Origin of the sequence: Natrinema ejinorense, assembly GCF_002494345.1 — an archaeon.
GTDB classification, from domain to species: Archaea; Halobacteriota; Halobacteria; order Halobacteriales; family Natrialbaceae; genus Natrinema; species Natrinema longum.
Genome location: NZ_NXNI01000001.1, coordinates 1,929,494 through 1,953,996, shown reverse-complemented (window position 1 = coordinate 1,953,996; position 24,503 = coordinate 1,929,494). Strand labels below are relative to the sequence as shown.

Here is a 24,503-nt window from a genome sequence, read left to right as displayed (position 1 = left end):
CGTCGTTGGATAGGGTCTGACACACGACGAGACCAATCCTTCATATTTATACATGGGGGTAGTAGTAGCGTACGTATATGTCCGAAACCGGGGCGGAGTCCCGTCCACTGGTCCGACGACTTCCCGATCCGACTACAGCGTCGAACGTCCGGTACGATCCGTCGCTCGCGGAATTGCGCGAATTCGCCGCGCCCGAGGAGACGACGACCGAGTTCGGGTCGGCCTCCTACGTCAGCGAAGTTCGCTCGCGGAGCGCCGACCGGACGAAAAACGCCGTCGATGACGAGTTCGACGACCGCGATCACGAGTTGATCGACGTCGCAGTCGACAGCACGGACGACACGGAGTTACTCTGCGTCGACCGTCGGATGGGGCGCCATCCGGAGGCGAGTTTCTGCTGTCGGCTCTTCGTTCCCGTCGAACACGCCCGAATCGCCTACGCGTGGGCGACGCTCTTCGAGCCGGCAGACGGACAGGACCCCGATCTCTACACCGTCCAGCTGCCAGACCACGACGAGACCGCGATCCGCGTCCTCCCCGACGACGGGTTCACCGCCGTGCTGGGCAGCGACTACATCGGCGAGGCCAAGAAGTCGTTCCTGCGGTTGTTCATGTATCGCATCAAGCAACAGGGCGGGCTCGGACTTCACGCGGGCAGCAAGCGAGTTCGCGTCCGCGACGACGACGGCGAACTCCGGACCGTCGGTCAGGTGTTCATGGGCCTCTCCGCGACCGGCAAATCCACGCTGACGTCCCACGGCTGCTGGCTCGAGGAGCCCGAGGACGCCACCATGGTGCAGGACGACGTTTGCGGTCTTCTCCCGGACGGCTCCGTCGCCGGCAGCGAGGGCGGGGGGCTGTTCATCAAGACGATCGGTCTCGACGACGAGCAACCCGAACTCTACGAGGCCGCGACCGACGAGTCCGCGATCCTCGAGAACGTCGCCGTCGACGACGACGGCACCGTCAACTTCGACGAGGACCGCTATACCTCGAACTCGCGGGCGATCATCCGACGCGACGACCTCGAGAGCGCGGCGTCGGAGATCGATCTCGACCGACTGGATCAGGTGTTTTTCATCACTCGGAACCCACTGATGCCGCCGATCGCCAAACTCGACGCGGCCCAAGCCGCCGTCGCGTTCATGCTCGGCGAGTCGATCGAGACCAGCGCGGGCGACCCGTCGCGAGCCGGCGAGTCGATTCGCGTCGTCGGGACGAACCCGTTCATCATCGGCTCCGAGGGCGAGGAAGGGAACGCGTTTCACGACCTCGTCGACGCCCTCGAGGTCGACTGTTACGTCATCAATACCGGGTATCTCGGCGAGGAATCGAAAGACATCGGCGTCGCCGAATCCGTCACGATTCTCACCGAGGTCGCCCGTGGTACCGTCGAGTGGACCGACGACGAGCGAATGGGGCTGACGATCCCCCGATCGGTCCCGGGACTCGACGTCGACGACTACTACGTGCCCGACCACGTCGACGACTACGACGCCGCGCTCGCGGAACTGCGTGCCGATCGTCGTGACTATCTCGAGCGATTCGACGACCTCCGCGAGGAACTCACGGACGCCGTTTATTGACCGACCGCTCGGCGTTCGGTGGTCGCGTCGGTCGCGGACGATCCGAGTCCGGATCGGCCCACGACACCCGAATTGAGAGGCAGTAGTTGCCGCACACGGATACCGTTATATGTGTCGAGTTCGCACGGTTCGATAATGAGTGCACAGGTACGAAAACCGACCGCGAGAATCTGCGAAGCGTGCGGTCGCGGCGAACAGTGGGACGAAGAGCTCGAGGCCTGGCAGATCGCCCGCGAGGACGGCGAAAAACAGGTCGGCAATCCACACTGCATTCACGAGTGGGACATCACCGGCACGTTCACACCGGTCGGCGCGAGCGACAGCTAACGGGTCTTCCTGTCGGGACTGATCCGGGATCGCGACAGTGCTCTTTTCCCCGGCTCGAGCGTAGCCGCGATCATGCCGACGGTATACATCACGGCCCCGCCGGATGCGGCCGACGAACTCGCGGAGACGCTGGTCGAAGAGCGACTCGCCGCCTGCGTCAATCGACTCTCGACGACTTCGACCTACCGTTGGGACGGCGAGGTTCACCACGACGAGGAGGCGGTGTTGCTCGCGAAGACGACCGACGACGCGTACGACGACCTCGTCGAACGCGTCCGGGAGTCCCATCCCTACGACATCCCCTGCCTCGAGCGATTCGACGAGAGCGACGTCCTCGAGTCGTTCGCCGCGTGGAGAGCGGACGTCGTCGAGTAGCAGCGTGGGAGACGGAGGCGTGCGCCAACCGCTCACAGGCGATGACTGCCCGAATTAGCAACCCTTAAAACTCGCGCACGGGTTGTGACGGGTATGGCTGGAACCATCGAAGTGCTCGTTCCGGGTGGCCAGGCCAACCCTGGCCCACCGCTCGGTCCCGAGCTCGGACCGACCCCCGTCGACGTGCAGGCTGTCGTACAGGAGATCAACGATCAAACCGAAGCGTTCGACGGCACCGAAGTCCCCGTCACCGTCGACTACGAGGAGGACGGCTCCTTCGAGATCGATGTCGGTGTCCCGCCGACGGCGGCACTGATCAAAGACGAGGCCGGTTTCGAAACCGGCAGCGGCGAGCCCCAGAAGGATTTCGTCGCGGACCTCTCCGTCGATCAAGTCAAGACGATCGCGGAGCAGAAACATCCGGATCTGCTCGCCTACGACACGATCAACGCCGCGAAGGAAGTCGTGGGTACCTGCGCCTCGATGGGCGTAACCATCGAAGGCAACGACGCCCGCGAGTTCAAGCAACGCGTCGACGACGGCGAGTACGACGACGTGCTCGCTGGCGAAGCGAACGCGTAGATCGCCGGTCTCGACCACGAGCGCATGGAGCGTTTCGCTGTTTTCCACGTGTCTCGATCCGTGATCGACGGCATCCGTCCCCGAACTCGAAGTCGGAACCGTCCCAGTGCCACGGACGACTGAGAACGCAGCTCAGATCTTGTTTGCGGGTGGGACGGTCCGATCGTCCGGGCGCGCCGCCCCGGACGCACCGAAGAGGACGCGAATGCTCGCACCGACGCCGAGCGCAGCGGCGAGTCCAGCGAGAGCCAGCGTCGCCGGAAGCGACCAACCGGCGATCCCGGTGAGCAGTGCCCCCACGAGGACGCCGGTCCAGGGCCGATCAGCGGCGACTTTCGAGACGAGCGTGCGACCGATCGCGACGAGACCGATCGCCGTTGCAGTCGGAAGCACCGCTGCACCGACGATCACCAGTGGGATGCCGAAGAACGTCCCGATCCCCGTATCGACGATGAGATATCCCGTACTCGCGAGCCCGCCGATCACGAGTAGGCCCGGCAGCCCGATACAGAGCGAGATGATCGGGCTGTGGCGTGATTTCGTCACTGCCCGTGTGCCGTAGTTCTGAAGCAATCCGAGCACGATCATCACGACGAGGAGGGATCCCGCAAACTGGACACCCATCCGCACGACCGGCTCGAGGGACCGATACGCCTCGAGTTCGCCGCCGGGCGCTGCCAGCATTACGATCGGATCGACGACCGGCGACCCAATCATAGTATATAAGTCTAATGGCCACATGGATACACGATACATCACCACGGATAATAGTGTTTTTGGTTAGTATACTAGTATCTACGGCCTGATTAACACGAAAGGTAGACTGTCCAATAGCTTTGACCGATTGCCAACGACAGCCGACGCCGGGCTCGGCTGGACGACCGTCGAAGGGACACATCGACGACGTACTCACGGCACGACCGGTTCCCGACAGCGTCGTGGTCAGCCAGTCGGAGCGGACGCCGGGAGGCGAGCGTGCTGGCAGTTCGACGGGTTTAAGTTCGGCATGGCACTTGGTCCAAGGGAGACAGGCATCGCCTGTTTCACTGACCCGTAGGAGCAGTCCTGCGCACTACGGAGGTGAACAATGGCAGATTCGGATATTGAAACAGCAGTAGCCCGCGCACTCGAGGATTCGCCGGACCGGAACTTTACCGAGACGGTAGACCTCGCGATTAATCTGCGCGACTTAGACCTGAACGAACCGTCGAACCGCGTTGACGAGTCGATCGTCCTGCCGTCCGGAACCGGCCAGGAGACCCGTATCGTCGTCATCGCCGAGGGAGAAACCGCAGTCCGCGCCGAGGAGGCAGCGGACGAGGTCCTTTCGGTGGACGACGTGGCCGACCTGGACGACGACGACGCCAAGGACATGGCCGACGAGACGGACTTCTTTATCGCCGAAGAGGCGATGATGCAAGACATCGCCCGGCACCTGGGTACCATTCTCGGTCCCCGAGGGAAGATGCCGGACCCGCTCGCGCCCGACGACGACGTCGTCGAAACCGTCAACCGACTCAAGAACACCGTCCAGCTTCGCTCCGGCGACCGACGAACCTTTCACACGCTCGTCGGTGCCGAAGACATGGACGCCGAGGAGATCGGCGACAACATCGACGTCATCCTGCGTCGACTCCACGCCGACCTCGAGAAAGGCCCCCAGAACATCGATACCGTCTACGTGAAGACGACGATGGGGCCGTCCGTGGAGGTGGCCTAACATGAGCGCACAGGCCGAACGCAAAACCGAGAACCTTCCCCAGTGGAAGAAAGAGGAAGTCGACGACCTCGCACAGATCATCGACGAGTACGAGAGCGTCGGCGTCGTCGGCATCGCCGGCATTCCCTCGAAGCAGCTCCAGGATATGCGTCGTGACCTCCACGGCACCGCCGTGTTACGCGTCAGCCGCAACACCTTGCAGACGCGTGCGCTCGAGGACGCCGGGCTCGGCGACCTCGTCGAACACATCGGGGGACAGGTCGGCGTCATCGCGACCGACGAGAACCCGTTCTCGCTGTACAAGGAGCTCGAGGCGTCGAAGACGCCCGCGCCGATCAACGAGGGCGAAGTCGCCCCGAACGACATCGTCATCCCCGAAGGGGACACCGGTGTCGATCCGGGGCCGTTCGTCGGCGAACTCCAGGGCATCGGTGCGAACGCACGCATCGAAGAGGGTTCGATCCAGGTCATGGAAGATTCGACGGTCCTCGAGGCCGGCGAGGAAGTCTCCGCCGATCTGGCGAACGTCCTCAACGAACTCGGCATCGAACCAAAGGAGGTCGGTCTCGACCTTCGAGCCGTCATCGCCGACGGCGTGCTCTTCGACCCCGAGGACCTCGACATCGACGTCGAGGCCTACGAAAGCGACGTGTCGACGGCTGCCGCCCGCGCTCGGAACCTCGCGCTCAACGCGAGCTTCCCGACCGCGTCGACGGCCCCGACGCTCATCGCCAAGGCCACGGGCGAGGCCAAGAGCCTCGGCCTGCAGGCCGCGATCGAGGACGAAGACCTGATGCCCGACCTCGTCAGCAAGGCCGACGCACAGCTGCGTGCGCTCGCCGGCCAGATCGACGACGAGGAGGCGCTTCCTGACGAGCTTCAGGACGTCGAGGCCCCCGCCGAACCGGCGGCGGCCGACGACGAAGACGAATCGGCAGACGACCAGACTGACGATCAGACCGAGACCGAAGACGCCGATACCGACGACGATGACGACGAAGACGACGGCGACGGCGCGGCCGGTCTCGGCGAGATGTTCGGTTAATTGGAGGATCCAACAATGGAATACGTATACGCTGCACTCATCCTGAACGAATCGGGCGAAGAGATCAACGAAGACAACCTGACGAACGTCCTCGACGCTGCCGGCGTCGACGTCGAAGAGTCCCGAGTCAAGGCGCTCGTCGCCGCACTCGAGGACGTCGACATCGACGAGGCAGTCTCCGAGGCCGCTGCCGTCCCCGCTGGCGGAGCCGCCGCAGGCGGTGCCGCAGGTGGCGAGGCAGCTGCCGACGAGGCCGACGAGGCCGACGAAGCCGAAGAGACCAGCGACGTGCCGGACACGACGGACGAGGACGACGACGAGGACGACGAGGCCGACGGCGAGGGTCTCGGCGAACTCTTCGGATAACGGTCCCGTCGATCCGGTTCCGACGAGTTGCAATCCCGACTTTTTATCGACGCTCGAGGGTGAGTGGCGACGCCGACGTCCCTGAGCCGACGGCAGGTCGCCCACGCGAGAGCCGGGCCGGATTCCCGCACTCGACGGCCGGGATCGACGATCCGAGAGTATATAACCGAGGGGGCGGCCAGAGTCGGCGATGGTCGCCCCAGTCGAGATCGGATTCCAGCCGGCCCTGACGGGACAGCTCCTCGCGTGGGTGGTCGCCGGTTCGCTGCTGGGGTGCTGTAGCGGACTCGTACCGGGGCTGCACGCCAACAACTTCGCGTTCCTTCTGGCGGGGATCGCGCCGTCGGTTCCCGGCCCACCGCTGTTCGTCGGCTGTGCGATGCTGGCGGCCGGTGTCGTCCACACGTTTCTGAACGCCGTCCCCGCGATGGCGCTTGGCGTCCCCGACGCGGAGATGGCCGTTACCGCCCTCCCCGGACATCGGATGGTTCTCGAGGGGCGGGGGTACGAGGCGATCCGACTCTCCGCAGTCGGGAGTATCCTCGCCGTGCTCGCGGCGGTCCCGCTTGCCGTCCCCGTGACCTGGGCCGTGATGGCCGTTTACCCGACGGTTCGGGCACACCTCTCGCTCGTCCTGGCGATGGTCGTCGTCGCGCTGATCGCGTCGGAGCACACGTGGCGGGGGCGGTTCGGTGGTCTCCTGTCGTTTTGCCTGGCCGCTGCGCTCGGGACACTGACGCTGGATCTCTCCACGAACGCTCCCCTCGAGGCGGGAGGGACGCTCGCTCCACTCTTCGCCGGGCTGTTCGGTGCGCCGGTGTTGATCGATGCGATCCGGGGCAGTGGCATTCCGAGACAGGACGGCGAGGAAATAACGACGTCTCGCCGGTTCGTCGGGACGACCGCCGTTGCGGGCGCACTCGCCGGTGCCGTCGTCGGGTACATCCCCGGCATCTCGGCGGCTATCGCCGCCGTCGCGGTGTTGGCCGCCGTGCCAAACGGGGCGAGCGATCGCGGATACATCGTCGCAACCAGCGGCGTCGATACGGCGAATACGATCTTCGCGCTCTTCGCGCTGGTCGCCATCGGCCAGCCCCGAACCGGCGTGCTGGTCGCCTTCGACGGGACGGCCGCACCCCTCGAGCTCCCGATACTGCTCGCGGGGGTCGTCATCGCCGGCCTGATCGGCTTCGTGCTGGTGATCGTCGCCGGAGACGCCTACCTCGAGTTGATCGGTCGACTGACCTACTGGAAGATTTCGGCTGCAGTTCTCACGTTGTTGTGCGTGCTTTCGTTTCTGTTCACCGGCCCGCTGGGTATCGGGATCTTCGCCATCGCGGCCGCGATCGGACTGGTTCCGGTTCGCTTACGGTGCCGTCGCGTCCACCTGATGGGTGTCCTGATCGGGCCGCTCATGCTGGGCCTCTGAGCCGGGTTGATCAACTACTCGTCCGAGCGCCACTCTCGAGCAGCCCCGACGAGGGCCGCGACGCGTTCGTCCGAAACGGGAGCGGTCGTCTCACACCCCCGTTTCAGCGCGGTGCCGACGATGACGCCGACCGCACCAGCCTCGAGGCAGTCGCCGACCGTCTCGGCGGTTACCCCGCTGCCGACGAACACCGGCGTCTCCTCGCTGTCCCGTTCGTCGAGCGCGTCGACGACCCGTTCGATGTCCTCGAGGGCGGTGTCGGCACCCGTTCCGGGACCGGAGACGATGACGCCGTCGGCCTTGCCGCGCTCGACGGTTTCGATCGCCGCGCGTTCGATATCGTCGTCGCCGACCGGCGTCGCGTGTTTGACGTGGACGTCGGCGAGAATCGAGACGTCGGTCTCGAGTCGGTCACGAAGCCGGAGCGTCTCGTGAGCGCGACCCTCGATGAGTCCCTGATCGGTGGCGGCGGTCCCCACGTGGACGTTGACGCGAACGAACTCGGCCCCGGTAGCTGCGGCGATCGACACCGCCGCTCCGGCGTCGTTTCGAAGTACGTTGATCCCGACCGGGAGATCGACGGCGTCGGTCAGAGCCGTCGCGATCGCGGTCACCTCTGCGACGACGTGGGTGGGGACGTTGTCCGGGTAGAACGGCGAGTCGCCGAAGTTCTCGAGGACGATCCCGTCGACCCCGCCCGCCTCGAGGCGGCGTGCGTCCTCGAGCGCGCGGGCGCGGAGCGCCTGGCGGTCGCCCTCGAACGCGGGTGCGCCGGGCAGAGGCGGGAGATGGACCATCCCGATGACGGGACGATCGCTGTCGAAGCGTTCGAGAACGGCCCGTGTCGCGGTCATATCGGCGCTGGGGTCGGACGGGAGATAAGTGGTCGTGGTACGCTTCGGGGGCGCGACGAGCGGGGCGAGTCCGTACGAGGCGGCAAGCCCCGCTCCCTCCAAGGGTGTTTTGCCCGCGCCGTCGTTACGTCCGCTCGATGACTGATCTGCTTTCTTCGGTATCGTTGCGGGACGTAGAACTCCCAAACCGAATCGTCGTTTCACCGATGTGCCAGTACTCCTGTGAACCGGACGGGATCGCGACCGAGTGGCACCGCGTCCACCTCGGGAGTCGAGCCGTCGGCGGTGCCGGGATCGTCATGACCGAAGCGACCGCCGTCGATCCGATCGGCCGAATCACGCCCCACGACCTCGGGATCTGGAGCGACGAGCACGCGGCCGCGCTCGAGCCGATCACCGAGTTCGTCCGCGACCAGGGCGGGGTGCCGGGGATCCAGCTCGCCCACGCGGGCCACAAAGCGAGCAAGGAACGCCCCTGGGAGGGCCACGTCCCGATTCAACCCGACGGGACCGGTCCCAGCGGGGCATCGGGGTGGGAAGTCCTCACGCCGTCACCCGAGGCCTATCCGCCGTTCGACGGCGATCGCCCCGCGATGAGGAAGGCCGACCAGGACGACATCGAGGGCGTCATCGACGCCTACCGCGGGGCGGCCGAGCGCTCGCTCGAGGCCGGCTTCGAGATTGTCGAAATCCACGCGGCCCACGGCTACCTGTTCCACGAGTTCCTCTCGCCGGTCACGAACCACCGCGAGGACGATTACGGCGGGAGCTTCGAGAACCGCACCCGGTTGCTCCGGGAGGTCGTCCAGGCGGTCCGCGAGGTCTGGCCCGACGACAAGCCGCTTTTCGTCCGCCTCTCCGGCACGGACTGGCTCGACGACCGCGAATCGTGGGATATCGACCAGACGGTCCGGCTGGCCGACAACCTCGCGGCTCTGGGCGTCGACCTGATCGACGTCAGCTCGGGCGGGCTCCACCCCGAGCAGACGGTCCCGGGCGGGCCGAACTTCCAGGTGCCGCTGGCCGAGCGAGTTCGGGATGGAGCCGACGTGGCGGTCGGTACCGTCGGGGGCGTCACCGAGCCCGAACAGGCCGACGCCCTGATCCGAAACGGCCGGGCCGATCTCGTGTTCGTCGGCCGTGAGTTTCTGCGTGATCCCTACTTTGGACTGCGCGCCGTCGGCGACCTCGAGCGCGATTCCGAGGCAGTCAGGGACCAGTGGCCGGCCCAGTACCGGCGTTCCGTCCAGCGGTAACGCGGCGGGTTCGACCGCGACTCGAGGCGCCGATCACGCGCCGTCGTAGTCGTCCAGCCAGCCACTGACCGAGGAGCGCAACGCACCGGTCGTCGTCCCGATGTTCAGGAGTTGGTAGCCGTTCCGCGCCTTTTCGTTGACGTCGTCCATGCCGAAGCCGAGGCCGCCGACCGGAACGTCCGCTTCGACGGCAGCCGATCGAATCGTCTCGACGGCCTCCTCGATGTCGGGATGGTCGAACTCGCCCGGCTGTCCCAGCGACACCGAGAGATCCAGCGGGCCGATGAAGACGAAGCCGAGTTCGGGCACCGCGAGGATGTCGTCGAGGTCGTCGAGCGCGGACCGGGTTTCGACCGTGACGCCGACGACGACGGACTCGTCTTCGGTGGACACGTAGTCGTCGGTCAATCCCCAACGGCCCGCTCGCGGATTCGCCATTCCCCGCCGGCCGGGTTCGTCGTCGTACTCGAACCGACTGGCTCGTACCGCCGCCTCGAGCTCCTCGGCGCTGCCGACCCGCGGGAGGAAGACGTTTCGAACGCCGGCGTCGAGGGCTTTCCGAACCAGTGAGGGATCGGTATCGGGAAGCCGTACCAGCAGCTCCGTGTCGGTTCCGTCCACTGCGCGGAGTAGTGCCTCCAGTTTGCCGGCGTCCCGGGGACTCGGGCCGCCGTGTTCGAGGTCGATCCAGACGAAATCCGCACCCAGCGCCGCGTAGAGTTCGACGACCGTTGGGCTGTACGTGTTCTCGAGGACGCCGAGTGCGACCTCGCCGGCCTCGAGCGTCTCGCGGAGCGCGTTGCCACGCGGTGCCTGACTCATACGGCCGAACGTCACGCTCGCCCGCGACTAAAGTCTGGGGCCACCGGCGTTCCCGGCCTGAACCGAAGGGTCGAAACACCGTCGAAGGGTTCGAAAAACAACCGCGGACGGGCACGTCAGTCGTCCGTCCACTTGATCGAACAACCCTGGGAGGGCTGCCACTCGAGGTCGACGGCCTCGCCCGCCAGCACGGCGTCGATCGCTTCGCGGATCTGGAACCGGCTCGGTTCGTCGTCGGGGTTGGGGGCATCGTCGAGTCGGCCGTGGTAGACCAGTCGGAACTCCCCGTCCTCGTTTTCGAAGAGGAACGGATCGGGGGTGCACACTGCGCCGTAGGCGCGGGCGACGTCCTGACTCTCGTCCCGGAGATAGGCGTCGTAGTCGACCGTCCCGTCCGCGACGACCTCCCGCATCTTCTCGAACGAGTCGTCGGGGTACTCCTCGGCGTCGTTGGGATTGATCCCGACGACCGAGACGTCCTCGTACTCGGCGGCCAGTTCGTTCAGCAACTCGAACTTCGCCTGCGCGTACGGACAGTGATTACACGTGAACACGACCAACAGCGCCTCGTCGTCGGCGAAGGACTCGAGCGTGTACGTCTCGCCGTCGACGCCCTCGAGTTCGAACGCGGGAGCGGTATCGCCGGCCTCGAGTTCGGACTCCGACTCTTTCAGGACCATACGAATGGTTGTGCTTGTTCGTTCTTAATCGTCACGTTCACAGCAGTCGTGTCGTTCGGGCTGGGAGTCGTCCCTCGAACCGTCTCGGCGATCGTGATCGCACGGGTTCGATTCCCGGATCGTCCGAGGACAGACGTACGGATTGTGCTGGCCCCGGACGAGGAATCGGCGCGATACGAGCGCTGTACGTCCGTCTCGTCCCTGACTGCGAACCGGCGCGCAGTTCGGCGGGATCGAGCCTAGCCGAACAGTTCTGCGACCGACAGGAGTATACCGGGCACGACGAGCAACACGAGCCCGCCGACCATCAGAACCAGCGGCAGGACGAGCAACCCCATGTCGGTCAACAACCAGAGTCCCAGCCCGGACAGGACCGCAACCAGCCCGACGAGTCGAAGGATCCACACGAACAGCCCCTCGAGTTCCGACTCGGCGATGATGTCTACGACTTCGAGTGCATCGTCCATCGGGGCCTGAATCTAACTATATCAGTCGGTTAATTCTAGTGGTTTCGAGACGAGATCGACTCCCGTTCTCGGATCGTGACGACTTACATATTAGTAGCCCCGGCCGCATCGAGTAGGATATGAAGACGCTCGAGGTCACCGACGAACAGTACGCGTTCATCCAGCACCTCCGCGAGGAGATTTCCGAATCGGTCGTCGGCAAGTACGGCTTCGTCCGCGAGCGCGACGCCGTCCAGTTCCTGATCGACAACCTCGACGAGGAGGTCGACATCGACGCCGGCGAGTTCGACTCCTCGGCAACGGACGACGTCACCGCGTCCGTCGGGGCCGCAATCGAGGGCGACGACGATCCCCACGAACTCGAGGAGGTCTCCTACGTCGAAGACGAGACGCCGGCACCGGACGACGCTCGGGACGGTGAAGCCGCCGATTTCGACGGAGAGCCCGACGGGTCGGACGCGGCCGACTCGAGTGGCGGCGACGAAGCGGCGGCCGAGACGGACGCCGATACCGACGCGGGTGCGGACGGTGCCGACGACGGTGACGATTCGGCCGACGAGGGCGATGTGGCCGACGACGGTGACGGCTCGGCCGACGACGACGATATGCTCGACGAGATGATGAGCCTGCTCGAGACTCACGACGACAAGTGGGGGGAATCGGACTCGGCGGACTACCGGTACACGGTCGAACTCCCCGACGGCTCGTCGGAACAGGTACAGACGAAAGACGACGTGCGTGCGCTGCTGTTCAAGAATTATCGCTGATACAGCCGGGACAGCGCCGTCTCGCCGGGTTCCGTCGCCGCAGCCGACGGGACCGTCGGTATCGTGACGCGAGTCAGGTGAGCGGCCGCTCGAGTGTGGGCCTGCGACGGAGCGCCCTCGTATCGCGTTCCGAGAACCGATCTCGCTTGCGGGACTGCCGTCGTTCGTGGGTGCGTTCGGTCAGATCGCTCCGTTGATGATGTCCGCGACTTCCTGCCGATCGAAGAGGTGTTCGTCGCCGGTCACATCGCCGAACTCTTCTGGGAACAGTTGCTTCGCTGCCCGTTCCGTCAGGAAGAGGTTGTGAATCGGGCCCTGGTTGAGGTAACCGCCGCGATACACGCGCCCGTTCTGTACGGCAGTGAGTTCACTCCCGACGGGATGGCGCTGCATATAGTCGAGAACCGTGTCACGGAATTCCGTCGCGGACTTCCGCTCGTGGCCGCGGATGAGGATCACATCAGGGTCGATTTCGAGCAGGTTCTCGTAATCGAGTTTTCCCCTGTTCGTGGTGCTGAGATTCTCGGTTCCCGTCCCCGCCAGCGCGTCGTGGATACCGAGGTCCCGCCACTGTTTCTTGCTCGTCCCCTCGTCGTCGAGCCGGTACGGCGAGAACGCCTCCGGCTCTTCGGCACCCTCGAACGTGAGGAAGACGGACGGACGGTCGTCGGCCGGTGGGAGCCGCTCCTGCACCGACGCGATGAACGCGGTGTGGAGTTCGCGAAACGCCTCGTAGCGATCACGCTGTTGGAACACTGCCGCTACTTTCTCGAAGGCCTCGTATAACGTGTAGTAGCGGTAATCGTGCCATTCGTCCGATCGACGGAAGATCAGGTTGCCGACGAACGGCGCGACCATCGACGTGATTTCGTCGATATCCGCATCGTCCCACCCGAACCAGTTGATGAGCATCTGTGGGTCGTACAGGTGCACGTCGCTGTCGAGTTCGTAGAACTCCTCTTTGGTCCGGACCTCCGGATAGGACTCGAGGACATCTCGATCGACTGTGACTCCGGGGAGTTCGTCGTACACGTCGGTGTAGTACCGGTTCGCTCCGCCGAGCCCCGCTAATCCATCAGCTTGCCCCAGTGTGACGGCCATATCGGCGTATCCGCCGTCGTACGCGACCCAGCGCTCGGGTACCGTCTCGAAGGTGACGCTTCCCATCGGTTCCATCGACACCGAGTACGAGTCGTTCCCACTCGTCTCGCCCTGCTTGCTCTGGTCGGCCAACTCTGAACAGCCGGCGAGGGCAACGCCGGTCGCGAGCGTTGCGCCGTATTTTAGCGTGTCTCTGCGTGTCGGTACATCGTGTGTTGTCTCATCTATTCCCATGGTTTTAGGCTGACCTAAATCACGATAAACGCTCCGGTTATTAGGCAAGCCTAAAATTACCGCCGACGGAACCGCGGGGCGTCTTGAGGAGACTGGGCATCGCACCGGTTTCACCGGCTTGACACCCTACAGCGTCGCGTACGGACCGTCCATCGCGAGTACCTCGTCGTGGTCCCGCACTCGACGACCGTCCCCGCAGGCCGCCGGCCGAACAACGTTAAACCTTTACTCGCGCTCGCGCTTCCAAGCGGTATGAGCGAACGCGAGGTGCTCGAGTTGCTCCGTGAGAACGCGCGCTACTCCACGGCGGATATCGCGCGAATGACCGACCTCGAGGAGAGCGAGGTCGAGGCAACCATCGAGGAGCTCGAGGCAGCGGGCGTCGTCCGGGGCTACCAGGCGGTCGTCGACTGGGACAAACTGGAGGACGAACGCGTCCGGGCCGAGGTGGAGTTGAACGTCACGCTCGACCGCGAGACGGGCTACGACGACATCGCGGAGCGCCTCGCTCGGTTCCCGCAGGTCAAAGCGCTGCGGCTGATCAGCGGCGACTACGACTTCGATATGGAAGTCGAGGGCGACTCCATCCGCGAGGTCTCCCAGTTCATCAGCGAGAAGGTCGCGCCGGTCCCCGAGATCACGCAGACGGTCACCCACTACGTGATGACCTCCTACAAGGAGAACGGCATCGAACTCGGCGACGGCGAGGGCGACGATCGCCTCTCGTTCTCACCCTGACCATGACGTTCGAACTGTCAGACCGCGTGCAGGCGGTCCCGCCGTCGGGCATTCGGCGCTTCTTCGAGATCGCCGAGGAACGCGACGAGGTCATCTCGCTGGGTGTGGGCGAGCCCGACTTCGCGACGCCGTGGGCCGCCCGCGACGCCGCGATCACCTCCCTCGAGCAGGGCAAGACGTCCTACACGGCAAACCGAGGGAAACGCGAGCTCCGCGAGGCGATCGCCGACTACGTCGCGGACCGATTCGAGCTGGGCTACGACCCCGACGAGGAGATCATCGTTACGGCGGGCGCGAGCGAGGCGGTCGATCTCGCCTTCCGGGCGTTCGTCGATCCCGGCGACACGGTCGCGATCGCCCAGCCGTCGTACATCTCCTACGAGCCCGGCGTCATCTTCGCCGGCGGCGAGGTCCTGCCGGTCCCGACCACGAAAGACGACGAGTTCCGCCTCACCGTTGAGGGCCTCGAGGAGGCCGGCGCGGCCGACGCGGACGTGCTCGTCCTCTGTTACCCCAACAACCCGACGGGCGCGATCATGCCCGCCGAGGACCTCGAGCCGATCGCCGACTTCGCCCGCGAGCACGACTTGATGGTCTTCTCCGACGAGATCTACGCCGAGTTGACCTACGACGGCCACCACACCTCGATCGCGAGCTTCGAGGGGATGCGCGAGCGAACCATCGTCTTCAACGGCTTCTCGAAGGCCCACGCGATGACCGGCCTTCGGCTCGGCTACGCGCTCGGCCCCGCCGATGCGATCGGCGCGATGAACAAGATCCACCAGTATACGATGCTCTCGGCCCCGACGACGGCCCAGTACGCCGCCCTCGAGGCCCTGGATTCGTGTGCGAACGACGTCCAGGAGATGGTCGACCAGTACGACCGCCGCCGACAGTTCGTCCTCTCGCGCTTTCGCGAAATCGGGATGGACGTCTTCGAGGCCAAGGGCGCGTTCTACTGCTTTCCCGAAGTCCCCGAGGGCTTCACGGCCGAGGAGTTCGCCGAGGCGGTCCTCCGCGAACAGGGGGTGGCGGTCGTTCCCGGCGACGTCTTCGGCGATGTCGGTGAAGGCCACCTGCGGGTTTCCTACGCGACCGGGCTCGGTGACCTCCGGCAAGCGCTCAACCGTATCGAGGCGTTCGTCGACGAGCACGTCTGAGACGGCGGCCGTCACTGGGGCCACGCCATCCCCTGGTCGGTGTGGTGGGACTGACTGACGATCGCCCAGACGGGTCGCGGATCGCTTTTGATCGGGAACAGTTTTCCCGGTCGCCGCCGCTTTCGTTTGCATGGTCGACTATCGTCCCATCCCGGACGAACGGGACGTCTTTCACGAATACCGCAGCTACGCGTTCAGGCCCGAAGAGGGGGTCCCGGCGTACGATCCCGACGAACACGAGCGGCCCCGAGCGACGCTCGGATCCCGTCGCGGCGTGTACGAAACCGATGAAGCCGACGACGCGGAGCCACGCTGTGTCTGTCGGCACTACTGGCTCGAGTCCCGTGTTCGCGAGGAGGGCCACCGAACCGCCGGGCTCGCGTCCGTCGCGACGCCACCCGAGTACCGCCGTCGGGGGTACGTTCGGCAGTTACTCGCCCGCTCGCTCGCGGAGTATCGCGACCGTGATATCCGATTTTGCGTGCTGTGGCCGTTCAGCTATCGGTTCTACCGCCGATATGGCTGGGACACGTGCAACCGGATCGTCACCCACGAATGCGAGCCGTCGGTGTTTTCGTTCGCGACCGACGCCGTCGACCGGGACGCGGGTTCGATCCGCCGACTCGAGGCCGACGAGTTCGGGTCGCTCACACCGGCCTACGAAGCCCACGCCGACCGATACTCGCTGTCCCTCGAGCGTGAGGAAGACTGGTGGCGCTATCGCGTGTTCGGCGGCCACGAACGGGACCCGTTCGTCTACGCGTACGAACGCGACGGTCGGGTACGGGGATATCTCGTCTACACGATCGACGGCGAGATGGGCGACCGGACGATGGCTGTCTCCGAACTCGCGTCCATCGATCACGAGGCCACCCTGGCGTTGCTGTCGTTCTGTCACGACCACGAGTCGCAGGTCGAGCGTGTGCGGCTTCGCGTTCCTGCCGGCGTTCCGCTCCGCGATCTCGCTCGCGACCCCGACGAGATCGAGACCGTCGTCGAGAACGGCCCGATGGTCCGAATCGTCGACGTCGCGGCGACGCTCTCCGCCCTCTCGTATCCGGATCTCGATGTCAGTACGACGATCGCCGTCGAGGACCCGCTGGTCGAGTGGAACGAGGGCGTGTTCGAGCTGGCGGTCGCGGCCGGCCAGGCGGACTGTACCCGGCTGGACGGTCGGTCGAACGCGGCGGCCGACGCCGATGTCCGCCTGGAAATCGGTGCGCTCTCACAGCTCGTCGTCGGATTCCAGTCCGCGGAAGCCCTCGAGCGAACGGGTCGGATCGAGACGGCAGCTCCGGAGGCGAGAGCGGTGCTTTCGACGCTCTTTCCGCAAACCGATGTCTATCTCGGCGATCGGTTTTGACCCCTCGAGCCGCTGCGTCGGACGCTCCGTCCGACTGGCAGGGGACGGGGACCGGCCGCGGACGGGGCATATGTCATCTAGTACCATTCGGGCGCTCGGCCACGACACTGAAATAGGGGATTCACTTACTATGTGCTGACTGTCCGCCGATGATCGCAACGGCTGTGAGAGGCGATAGCCTCGAGCGGGGAGGGGAGACGAATCCGTCGCTGGGCGGGGGTGAAGAGCCGTGACGACGCGATCGGTACCGATCGTCGACCGGGTCTCCGACGCGTTCTTCGCACTCGATACGGGGTTTCGATTCACCTATCTCAACGAACGGGCCGAGACGTTGCTCAAACGGTCCCGCGAGGACCTGATCGGGCGGGTCATGTGGGACGAGTTCCCCCAGACCGTCGAGACGCAGTTCCCCGAGGGGTTCCACCGCGCGATGGACGAGCAGGTGTCGGTCTCCTTCGAGATCTACCACACGCACCTCGAGACCTGGTTCGAAGCTCGGGCCTACCCCTCCGAATCCGGGCTGTCGGTGTTCATGCGCGACGTCACCGAGCGGAAGGCCCAGGAGACGACGTTGGCCCAACACGCTGCGGTCGTCGAGGCGGTCCACGACGCCGTCGTGACGCTCGATCGCAACCGCGAGATCGTCACCGTCAACGGCGCGACGGAGACGATCCTCGGTGCCGATCGAACGGAACTCGTCGGCGAACACGTGGAGACGCTCACCGAGTTAGCGGGAATCGACGGCGAATCCGCGGTCGATATCGGCCGGGCGATCACCGACGTCGACGTCGGAAACGCCGACCGCAGCCAGCTCGAGGTCGCCTATGTCGGGCCGGAGGGCGATGCGCGGATGGCCGAGTTCAGATTCGTCCCGATCGAGGACAACACCGCCACCGTCGCCGCCGTCATCCGGGACATCACCGACCGATACGAGTACGACCGCGTCGTCACGTCGCTCCACGAGATTACCCGGTGGCTCCTCGAGTCCGACGATCCCGAGGAGATCTGTGCGATCGCCGTCCACGCCGGGAGCGATCTGCTCGATCTGCCCATCAGCGGCGTCTGGCTGCTCGAGGAAGAACGGGGCTACCTCGAACCCGTCGCCGGGACCGCCGGTGCACACGACGAATTCGGCGGTCTCCCGCGGTTCAACCCCGGCGAAGGCCTCGTCTGGGACGTCTTCGAAGCCGGCGAAGTCCAGCTGTTCGACGATCTCGGGACCATCGATAACCTCTACAACCCGGATACGCCCCTCGAATCCGAGATCATCGCACCGATCGGGACACACGGTATTCTCATGACCGGCTCGCTGGATCCCTACCGGTTCGACGAGACCGATATCGATCTCATCTCGACGCTCGTCGAGAACACGCGAGCTGCCCTCGATCGAGCCGATCGGGAGCAGGTCCTGCGGGATCGGACGGCCGAACTCGAGCGCCAGACCGACCGCCTCGAGTCCATCGCCGACGTCCTCTCGAGTGATCTGAAAGACCAACTCGAGACCGTCGCCGACGCCTTGGAAGAGGAGACGACCGACGAATGGGAGTTTCCGCTCGCGGAGGACACCGTCGAAACGACGCTCGATCGGGCCGAACGACTCGTCGACGACATCCGGGAGTTCGCCCGCAACGCCTCGACCGTCGGGACCCGCACCAGACTCGATCTCGAGGCGGCGATCGAAGACGCCATCAGCGACTCGCAACTCGAGATGGATTCGGTCGTTGTCGTCGACGGCTCGGCCACGCTCCGGGCAGATCCCGACCGGTTCGGCCATCTCCTCGAGACGGCGTTCGACAGTGCCGCCGCGCGGGCCAAGGGCGACGTAACGATCCAGATCGGCCTCGTCGGGTTCGACGACGGCGGCAGTCGAGGGTTTTTCCTCCTCGACGACGCCGCCGAGATTCCGCCGACCGCACACGACCGCGTGCTCGATCCGACCGCCGACGACGAAACCGCGATCGACGGTCTCGGCCTCGCACTCGTCCGGGCCATCGCCAAAGCCCACGACTGGGAGTGTTCCGTCACCAACGGGGACAACGGCGGAACGCGGATCGAAATTCGAGACGTAACGACCCTCGAACGGACCCGCGAGTGAGTCACGGATGCGACCGACCAGTCCGGCGGGCCGACGGTCGCTTCCGGGACTCGAGCGATTACTCCTGCAGTACCGATTCGTTCGTAATATCCCGACAGAGCTGTCGGTAGCCGTCTTGCTCGAGCAGTTCCTGCATCGTATCGTTGACTTGCACTCGACGGACGGCCAGCCGGTCTTTGAGTTCGGCGTACTCCTGACTCGAGCGGCGTTCGGCCTCCGTTTTCTGATCGTCTAGCAGCGCTTTCTTCGAGGCCAGTGCGAAGAACTCCTGGAGCTGTGCGTCGTAACTCGTCCGGAGGAGCAGTTGATCGATGATCTCGACCAGTTCGTCCTTCGAAACCGGCTTGACGAGGTAGTCGTCGAATCCCATCTCGATGATGTCGAAATCGGGTTCGACCGCCGTCACCATCGCGACCCGGCAGTCGAGGCCCCGTTCCCGAATCGTATCGAGGACGGTATCGCCCGAGAGGCCCGGCATCCGCCGGTCCAGCAGGACGACGTCGATCGATTCGTCGATCGCATCGAGGGCTTCGGTACCGTCGTAGGACGTTTCGACGTCGCACTCGGCCTCGAGCCAGGCGGCATAGAGGTTCGCGAGGTCGGGCTCGTCTTCGACGATCAGGACGGACGGGGTATCAGTAGTCATCGGCGTTCCTCTTGGAGTGTCGGCTCGTTGGACGAATCGTCCCGACCGCATATCAATATACCGGACAGTCGGTGAAAAATTCGAGCGACTGAATCGGCATCCGGGTTCCCGAACCCTTACTCGGATTTGCGAACCGTCACTCGAGTTCCCGTTCGATCGTCCCGCGACGGTCGCGGATCTCGGCCGCGTCGGCCGTCAGCGTCCGACCGGCGTCGACCGTGAGTCGACCGTCGTCGGTCGCCGAGCCGAGTTCGACGACCGGCGCGACGCCGTCGAACGCCTCGCGGACTGACTCCGGCGACTCCGTTTGGACGAGTGCGCGCCCCGGCTGTTCGTGGAACAACGCCCCTGCCGGCTGGTCGCTCGGAATCGCCACCTCGAGCCCGGCGTCCTCGGTGACCATCTCCGCGAGCGCGACGGCGAGGCCGCCGTGGCTGACGTCGTGGACTGCGAGGGTCGCGTCGTCGTTCGCGACCGCAGCGAGGGTCTCGACGACGGCCGCCGGATCGGTCGGGAGTTCGGGGAAGGCGTCGCTGCCGTCGAACCGGGCGAGATACTCGGAGCCGCCGAGCCGTGGGGAACCGGTCTCGAGGCCGAGGTCGCCGACGAGAAGCAAGTCGCCCGCCGGCTCGACCGCCAGCGGCGGTGCGTCGTACCCGTCCTTGGAGCCGACCATCGCCAGCGTCGGGGTCGGCGGGATCGGTCCCGCGACGGAGTCGTTGTACAGCGAGACGTTCCCGCCGACGACCGGCGTGGAGAGGGTTTCGCACATCTCGGCGAGCCCGTCGACGATCCCGGTGAAGCCGCCGTAGACGTCGGGCTTCTCGGGATTGCCGCCGTTGAGACAGTCGACCGCGGCCAGCGGCGTCGCCCCCTTGGCCGCGATGTTCGTCGCGTTCTCGAGGGCCACCGCGCGGGCACCCTCGTACGGTGCGACGTCGGTCCAGTTCGGTGCGCCACCGGAGGAGAGGGCAAGTCCCTGTTCGGCCTCTCGGACCGCGATGATCGCGGCGTCGTCGCCCGGCCCGACGCTCGTGCGCACGCCGACCTCGTGGTCGTACTGTCGGTAGACCCACCGCTTCGAGGCGGTGTTCGGGCTCGAGACGACCGTTTCGAACGCATCCTCGAGGTCGACATCGGGCAGATCGGTTTCGGGTTCCGCCGGGTCTTCGGTCGAGAGGTCGTTCATCGGCGCGCCCTCGCCGAGGAAGTACGCGTCGACGTCGACGACGGACTCTCCATCGAACGTGCAGACGTAGTTGCCGTCGGTGACCTCGCCGATGACCGAGCAGCCCAGATCGAACCGCTCGGCGATTTCGCGCACGCGGTCGACGTTGTCCGGTTCGACCTCGTAACACATCCGCTCCTGGGATTCCGCGAGGAGGATCTCCAGCGCGTTCATGTTCGGCTCGCGCTGGTGGACCCGCTCGAGTTCGATGTGTGCACCGAGGTCGGCCTTGGCGACCATCTCGCTGGAGGCACCGCCGAGGCCGGCGGCACCGAGGTCGCGGGCGGACTCGATGAGGTCCTCGTCGACGAGGACCTCGTTGGCCTCGATGAGCAGCTTTTCGGCGTAGGGGTCGCCGACCTGGACCGCGGGTCGATCCTCGGTCTCGGCGTCCTCCGCTAAGTCCTCGCTGGCGAAGCTCGCACCGCCGAGTCCGTCCCGACCGGTCCCGTTCCCGACGAGTACGAGCTTGTTGCCGGGCTCTTGGGCTTCGGCGGTGACGAGGCGCTCCTCGTTCGTCAGGCCGACGCAGGCGACGTTAACTAGCGGATTCCCCTCGTAGTCGGAATGGAAGTCGACGCTGCCCGCGACCGTCGGAACGCCGATGCAGTTCCCGTAGTGGCTGATCCCCTCGACGACCCCCTCGAAGAGGTACTTCGAGTGTTCGTCGTCGAACTCGCCGAAGTACAGCGAGTCCGCGAGCGCGATCGGGTAGGCCCCCATCGAGAGGGTGTCCCGGACGATGCCGCCGACGCCCGTCGCCGCGCCGTCGAACGGATCCACGTAGGAGGGGTGGTTGTGGCTCTCGATTCCCATCGTGATGTAGGTTTCATCGTCTGCGCGCCCGCCGGCGCGATCGCCGTCGGTGTCAGGCGACGGCAGTGCGACGACCGCCGCGTCGTCGCCCGGCCCGACGACGACCTGCTCGCCCTCGCTGTCGAACGCCGACAGCAGCGGTCGCGAGGAGCGGTACGCGCAGTGCTCGCTCCAGAGATTCTCGAACAGCGCCGCCTCCGCTCGAGTCGGTTCCCGCCCCAGCTCGGAAACGACGAGTTCGCGGTCCGAATCGGCAAGACTCATTCATGTCGGTGGTGGAAGTCGGACAGTAAAGGGGTTTCCATATACACGGTCGTGCATTGATCGACGAGGCCGCCGGGACGAACTCGTCGCCGTTCGGGCGTTGACCCCGCCGACCGACGAGGACGGCACCAAGTTGCCGACGACATCCCCGTCAGTAGACGGCGAAGCAACGATGCCGTCGGCAACGTTTACTATCACGCGGTGACCACCTGGGAGACGAATGGCCGACGAGAGCGTCGAATACCCGGAACTGGTCGACGTACTTCGATACGAGACGACGGCGGGGGCCAGCTATCGGTCGGTTCCAGCGGGAGAGGGGAAACGAATCGTGGCCGTCCACGAAGACGAAGTACGAAAGCAACAGTGGGTCCGACGGATCGTCCTCGGAATCGTCGCAGCTGTGGTGGTGGGCTATGGAGTCCTGACGGGAAACGCGCTTCTGGGTACGATCGGTGCCGGCATCGTCCTCGTCGTCGCCTGGCAAACCGGTGCCGATTACGCGGCGGCGACACCGGAGCTGGTCGACGAACGGATCCGGCAGGCACGGGCAACGTCGACGTACGAGATCGACACGCACACGACGGACCCCTGGAGCGACGAGGAGTAACGTGGCACTCCGCCGAATCCGATCGGATTCTCGACGAGCGGTCACCGAACGGGAGGATCGAGTCGTTTTTGATCGGGCCGCCGAAACGTGCGTTCGTGCTGTCGGTCGAACTTCACACGCACTCGTCGTTGTCCTACGACGGCCGCGATCCGATCGAACTCATCCTGGAGCAAGCGGAAGCCGTCGGACTCGACGCGATCGCGGTGACGGACCACGACGAAATCGACGCCAGCCTCGAGGCCGTCGAGCGCGCCCCCGAGTACGGCCTGGTCGGCATTCCCGGGATAGAAATCTCGAGCAAGGCGGGCCACGTCCTGGGACTGGGGGTCGAGGAGGCCATCCCGCCAGGCCTGTCGTTCGAATCGACGCTCGAGGCGATCCACGAGCAGGACGGGCTCGCGGTGATTCCCCATCCGTTTCAGGAGTCACGCCACGGGGTGATGGCCCGGATCTCCCGCGAACAGCTCGCCATGGGAGACGCGATCGAAGTCTACAACTCCCGGCTGTTCACCGGCCGGGCGAACCGGCAAGCCGAACGCTACGCGCGGTCGCGGAACCTGCCCATGACCGCCGGCAGCGACGCCCACATCAGCGAGATGGTCGGACAGGCGATCACCCGCGTCGACGCCGAGGATCGCTCGGCCGACGCGATCCTCGCAGCGATCGCTGACGGGCGAACGACCGTCGAAGGGAAGCGAACGCCCTGGCGGATCAGCATCCGACAGTTCGCCGGCGGCGTCACGCGACGACTGAGTCACGTTTTGAAACTCGTCCGATGACAGAGCCAGACCTTCGCGGTGCCGACTCGACGACCGTCCGCGACGCGCTCGAGCGTGGCGACTCCCTCCCCGGAACCGCCGGCTTCGCGGGGATGGTCGACGGCCTGCTCGTTCGCGACGTCCTCGGACGGGTGCCGCTGTTCGTCGACGACGGAGCCGATACGGACGCGACCCGGAACTGGGCGTTCGAGCCGAGCGCACTCGAGGAGCCGACGCTCTTTCCGGCCGGTGGGGCCACGGCCGTCGACGGTCCACTCCCCGAGCCGGAATCCCAGTGGTCGCTGCCCGATCCCGAGCCCGTCGCCCACGAGGCCGCACTCGAGAGACTCGAGACGGCGATCGAAACGGCGGCCGACGCCGTCGACTCGGCGGATCGCGATATCGCCGTCGCGTTCTCGGGCGGCGTCGACTCGGCGCTGGTCGCCGAACTGCTCGACGCGCCGCTGTACGTCGTCGGCTTCCCCGACAGCCACGATGTCGAGGCCGCGCGGACGGCCGCCGACGCGATGGGGCGTGAGCTCACCGTCGTCGACCTCGAGCCGGCGGACCTCGAGCGTGCGGTTCCCCAGGTCGCGCGAGCGACCGGGCGGACGAACGCGATGGACGTCCAGATCGCGCTCCCGCTGTCCCTGGTCGGCGAACGCGTGGCCGCGGACGGGTTCGACGCGCTCGCGGTCGGCCAGGGGGCCGACGAACTGTTCGGCGGCTACGAGAAGGTCGTCCGGCTCGACCATCGGGTCGACGCCGAGACGGTTCGGGGAGCCGTCCGGGAACAGATTCGGAGCCTGCCCGATCAACTTCCACGGGACGTGCTGACGATCGAAGCGACTGGTCTCGAGCCGGTCGCACCGTTCCTCCACGACGCCGTGGTCGAGGCGGCGCTCCGGCTCCCGGACGTGCTACTGGCCGACGAGGACGAACGAAAGCGCGGGTTCCGACGGGTTGCGGCCGAGTATCTGCCGGCGGACGTCGCCAGCAGGGACAAGAAAGCGGTCCAGTACGGCAGTCTCGTCGCGCGCGAACTCGATCGGCTGGCCCGGCAGGCCGGCTACAAGCGCCGGATCGACGATCACGTCAGCAAGTACGTCGCCGCGCTGTGCTCGGACGGCCCGACGAGACGCGAGTGAGACGGTCCCCTGTCCCGAGTGACCGCGACCCCCAGGATGGGTCGTGGGGTCGCCGGCACTGACTGACAG

The 24,503-nt window shown here is 65.7% G+C and carries 25 protein-coding genes; 17 read left to right on the top strand and 8 right to left on the bottom strand.

Annotated features, from left to right (window positions below):
- Positions 1 to 77 precede the first annotated feature (77 nt).
- From CP557_RS09785 to CP557_RS09770, 4 genes are all read left to right on the top strand, one after another.
- On the top strand, positions 78 to 1,586 hold the full coding sequence (locus tag CP557_RS09785; RefSeq protein WP_097379721.1) for a phosphoenolpyruvate carboxykinase (ATP): 1,509 nt from the start codon (positions 78 to 80) through the stop codon (positions 1,584 to 1,586).
- 135 nt (positions 1,587 to 1,721) lie between these two features.
- The gene (locus CP557_RS09780) at positions 1,722 to 1,913 is read left to right on the top strand and encodes an HEWD family protein (protein WP_097379720.1); all 192 of its coding nucleotides are present in this window, start codon (positions 1,722 to 1,724) and stop codon (positions 1,911 to 1,913) included.
- A gap of 72 nt (positions 1,914 to 1,985) precedes the next feature.
- Complete coding sequence (gene cutA / locus CP557_RS09775; RefSeq protein WP_097379719.1) at positions 1,986 to 2,288, top strand: divalent-cation tolerance protein CutA; 303 nt, start codon at positions 1,986 to 1,988, stop codon at positions 2,286 to 2,288.
- 93 nt (positions 2,289 to 2,381) lie between these two features.
- Complete coding sequence (locus tag CP557_RS09770) at positions 2,382 to 2,870, top strand: 50S ribosomal protein L11 (protein ID WP_097379718.1); 489 nt, start codon at positions 2,382 to 2,384, stop codon at positions 2,868 to 2,870.
- 132 nt (positions 2,871 to 3,002) lie between these two features.
- Here CP557_RS09770 and CP557_RS09765 read toward each other — a convergent pair whose 3' ends face one another.
- On the bottom strand, positions 3,003 to 3,611 hold the full coding sequence (locus tag CP557_RS09765) for a hypothetical protein (RefSeq protein WP_169924366.1): 609 nt from the start codon (positions 3,609 to 3,611) through the stop codon (positions 3,003 to 3,005).
- 346 nt (positions 3,612 to 3,957) lie between these two features.
- On the opposite strand from CP557_RS09765, the gene CP557_RS09760 reads away from it, so the two are divergent.
- The 4 genes from CP557_RS09760 (at position 3,958) to CP557_RS09745 (ending at position 7,430) form a co-directional block, all read left to right on the top strand.
- Positions 3,958 to 4,590: a 50S ribosomal protein L1 gene (locus CP557_RS09760; RefSeq protein WP_097379717.1), complete on the top strand. Its 633-nt coding sequence runs from the start codon at positions 3,958 to 3,960 to the stop codon at positions 4,588 to 4,590.
- A 1-nt stretch (position 4,591) separates the two neighbouring features.
- Positions 4,592 to 5,635 (top strand): 50S ribosomal protein L10, encoded by a 1,044-nt coding sequence (locus CP557_RS09755; protein WP_097379716.1) that lies wholly within the window; start codon positions 4,592 to 4,594, stop codon positions 5,633 to 5,635.
- Between the two features lie 15 nt (positions 5,636 to 5,650).
- Positions 5,651 to 6,001 carry a 50S ribosomal protein P1 gene (rpl12p, locus tag CP557_RS09750; RefSeq protein WP_097379715.1) on the top strand — a complete coding sequence of 117 codons (351 nt, stop codon included), beginning with the start codon at positions 5,651 to 5,653 and terminating at the stop codon, positions 5,999 to 6,001.
- A gap of 190 nt (positions 6,002 to 6,191) precedes the next feature.
- Entirely contained in the window at positions 6,192 to 7,430 is a 1,239-nt protein-coding gene (locus CP557_RS09745) for a tripartite tricarboxylate transporter permease (protein WP_097379714.1), read from the top strand.
- Positions 7,431 to 7,444: 14 nt separating this feature from the next.
- Here the strand turns inward: CP557_RS09745 and CP557_RS09740 are convergent, their stop codons facing one another.
- Entirely contained in the window at positions 7,445 to 8,284 is an 840-nt protein-coding gene (locus CP557_RS09740; RefSeq protein ID WP_097379713.1) for a BtpA/SgcQ family protein, read from the bottom strand.
- A gap of 137 nt (positions 8,285 to 8,421) precedes the next feature.
- Between CP557_RS09740 and CP557_RS09735 the strand changes: the two genes are divergently transcribed.
- Positions 8,422 to 9,540, top strand: a complete 1,119-nt coding sequence (locus tag CP557_RS09735) for an NADH:flavin oxidoreductase/NADH oxidase (protein WP_097379712.1) — start codon at positions 8,422 to 8,424, stop codon at positions 9,538 to 9,540.
- A gap of 33 nt (positions 9,541 to 9,573) precedes the next feature.
- Here CP557_RS09735 and CP557_RS09730 read toward each other — a convergent pair whose 3' ends face one another.
- From CP557_RS09730 to CP557_RS09715, 3 genes are all read right to left on the bottom strand, one after another.
- On the bottom strand, positions 9,574 to 10,362 hold the full coding sequence (locus CP557_RS09730; protein WP_097379711.1) for an HpcH/HpaI aldolase family protein: 789 nt from the start codon (positions 10,360 to 10,362) through the stop codon (positions 9,574 to 9,576).
- Positions 10,363 to 10,478: 116 nt separating this feature from the next.
- Positions 10,479 to 11,042, bottom strand: coding sequence for a thioredoxin family protein (locus tag CP557_RS09725; RefSeq protein WP_097379710.1), 564 nt, complete (start codon positions 11,040 to 11,042; stop codon positions 10,479 to 10,481).
- A gap of 239 nt (positions 11,043 to 11,281) precedes the next feature.
- Positions 11,282 to 11,509, bottom strand: coding sequence for a hypothetical protein (locus tag CP557_RS09715; RefSeq protein WP_097379708.1), 228 nt, complete (start codon positions 11,507 to 11,509; stop codon positions 11,282 to 11,284).
- 119 nt (positions 11,510 to 11,628) lie between these two features.
- Between CP557_RS09715 and CP557_RS09710 the strand changes: the two genes are divergently transcribed.
- Entirely contained in the window at positions 11,629 to 12,276 is a 648-nt protein-coding gene (locus CP557_RS09710; protein ID WP_097379707.1) for a hypothetical protein, read from the top strand.
- A gap of 180 nt (positions 12,277 to 12,456) precedes the next feature.
- On the opposite strand, the gene CP557_RS09705 is transcribed toward CP557_RS09710, so the two are convergent.
- Positions 12,457 to 13,611: an ABC transporter substrate-binding protein gene (locus CP557_RS09705; protein WP_097379706.1), complete on the bottom strand. Its 1,155-nt coding sequence runs from the start codon at positions 13,609 to 13,611 to the stop codon at positions 12,457 to 12,459.
- 252 nt (positions 13,612 to 13,863) lie between these two features.
- Here CP557_RS09705 and CP557_RS09700 point away from each other — a divergent pair, with 252 nt between their 5' ends.
- The 4 genes from CP557_RS09700 (at position 13,864) to CP557_RS09685 (ending at position 18,967) form a co-directional block, all read left to right on the top strand.
- Positions 13,864 to 14,349, top strand: a complete 486-nt coding sequence (locus CP557_RS09700; protein ID WP_097379705.1) for an Lrp/AsnC family transcriptional regulator — start codon at positions 13,864 to 13,866, stop codon at positions 14,347 to 14,349.
- 2 nt (positions 14,350 to 14,351) lie between these two features.
- A complete protein-coding gene (locus CP557_RS09695) occupies positions 14,352 to 15,509 on the top strand; it encodes a pyridoxal phosphate-dependent aminotransferase (RefSeq protein ID WP_097379704.1) in 1,158 nt (385 codons plus the stop codon).
- 130 nt (positions 15,510 to 15,639) lie between these two features.
- On the top strand, positions 15,640 to 16,872 hold the full coding sequence (locus tag CP557_RS09690; protein WP_097379703.1) for a GNAT family N-acetyltransferase: 1,233 nt from the start codon (positions 15,640 to 15,642) through the stop codon (positions 16,870 to 16,872).
- Between the two features lie 229 nt (positions 16,873 to 17,101).
- Complete coding sequence (locus tag CP557_RS09685; protein WP_097379702.1) at positions 17,102 to 18,967, top strand: PAS domain-containing sensor histidine kinase; 1,866 nt, start codon at positions 17,102 to 17,104, stop codon at positions 18,965 to 18,967.
- Positions 18,968 to 19,025: 58 nt separating this feature from the next.
- Here CP557_RS09685 and CP557_RS09680 read toward each other — a convergent pair whose 3' ends face one another.
- Both CP557_RS09680 and purL read right to left on the bottom strand, forming a co-directional pair.
- The gene (locus CP557_RS09680) at positions 19,026 to 19,613 is read right to left on the bottom strand and encodes a response regulator transcription factor (RefSeq protein WP_097379701.1); all 588 of its coding nucleotides are present in this window, start codon (positions 19,611 to 19,613) and stop codon (positions 19,026 to 19,028) included.
- A gap of 136 nt (positions 19,614 to 19,749) precedes the next feature.
- Positions 19,750 to 21,921: a phosphoribosylformylglycinamidine synthase subunit PurL gene (purL, locus tag CP557_RS09675; RefSeq protein WP_097379700.1), complete on the bottom strand. Its 2,172-nt coding sequence runs from the start codon at positions 21,919 to 21,921 to the stop codon at positions 19,750 to 19,752.
- Between the two features lie 220 nt (positions 21,922 to 22,141).
- Between purL and CP557_RS09670 the strand changes: the two genes are divergently transcribed.
- The 3 genes from CP557_RS09670 (at position 22,142) to CP557_RS09660 (ending at position 24,434) form a co-directional block, all read left to right on the top strand.
- Positions 22,142 to 22,528: a hypothetical protein gene (locus tag CP557_RS09670; RefSeq protein ID WP_097379699.1), complete on the top strand. Its 387-nt coding sequence runs from the start codon at positions 22,142 to 22,144 to the stop codon at positions 22,526 to 22,528.
- Between the two features lie 95 nt (positions 22,529 to 22,623).
- Positions 22,624 to 23,307, top strand: a complete 684-nt coding sequence (locus CP557_RS09665; protein ID WP_097381602.1) for a PHP domain-containing protein — start codon at positions 22,624 to 22,626, stop codon at positions 23,305 to 23,307.
- Positions 23,304 to 24,434, top strand: a complete 1,131-nt coding sequence (locus CP557_RS09660; protein ID WP_097379698.1) for an asparagine synthase-related protein — start codon at positions 23,304 to 23,306, stop codon at positions 24,432 to 24,434. Before CP557_RS09665 ends, CP557_RS09660 begins: the two co-directional genes overlap by 4 nt.
- Positions 24,435 to 24,503 lie beyond the last annotated feature (69 nt).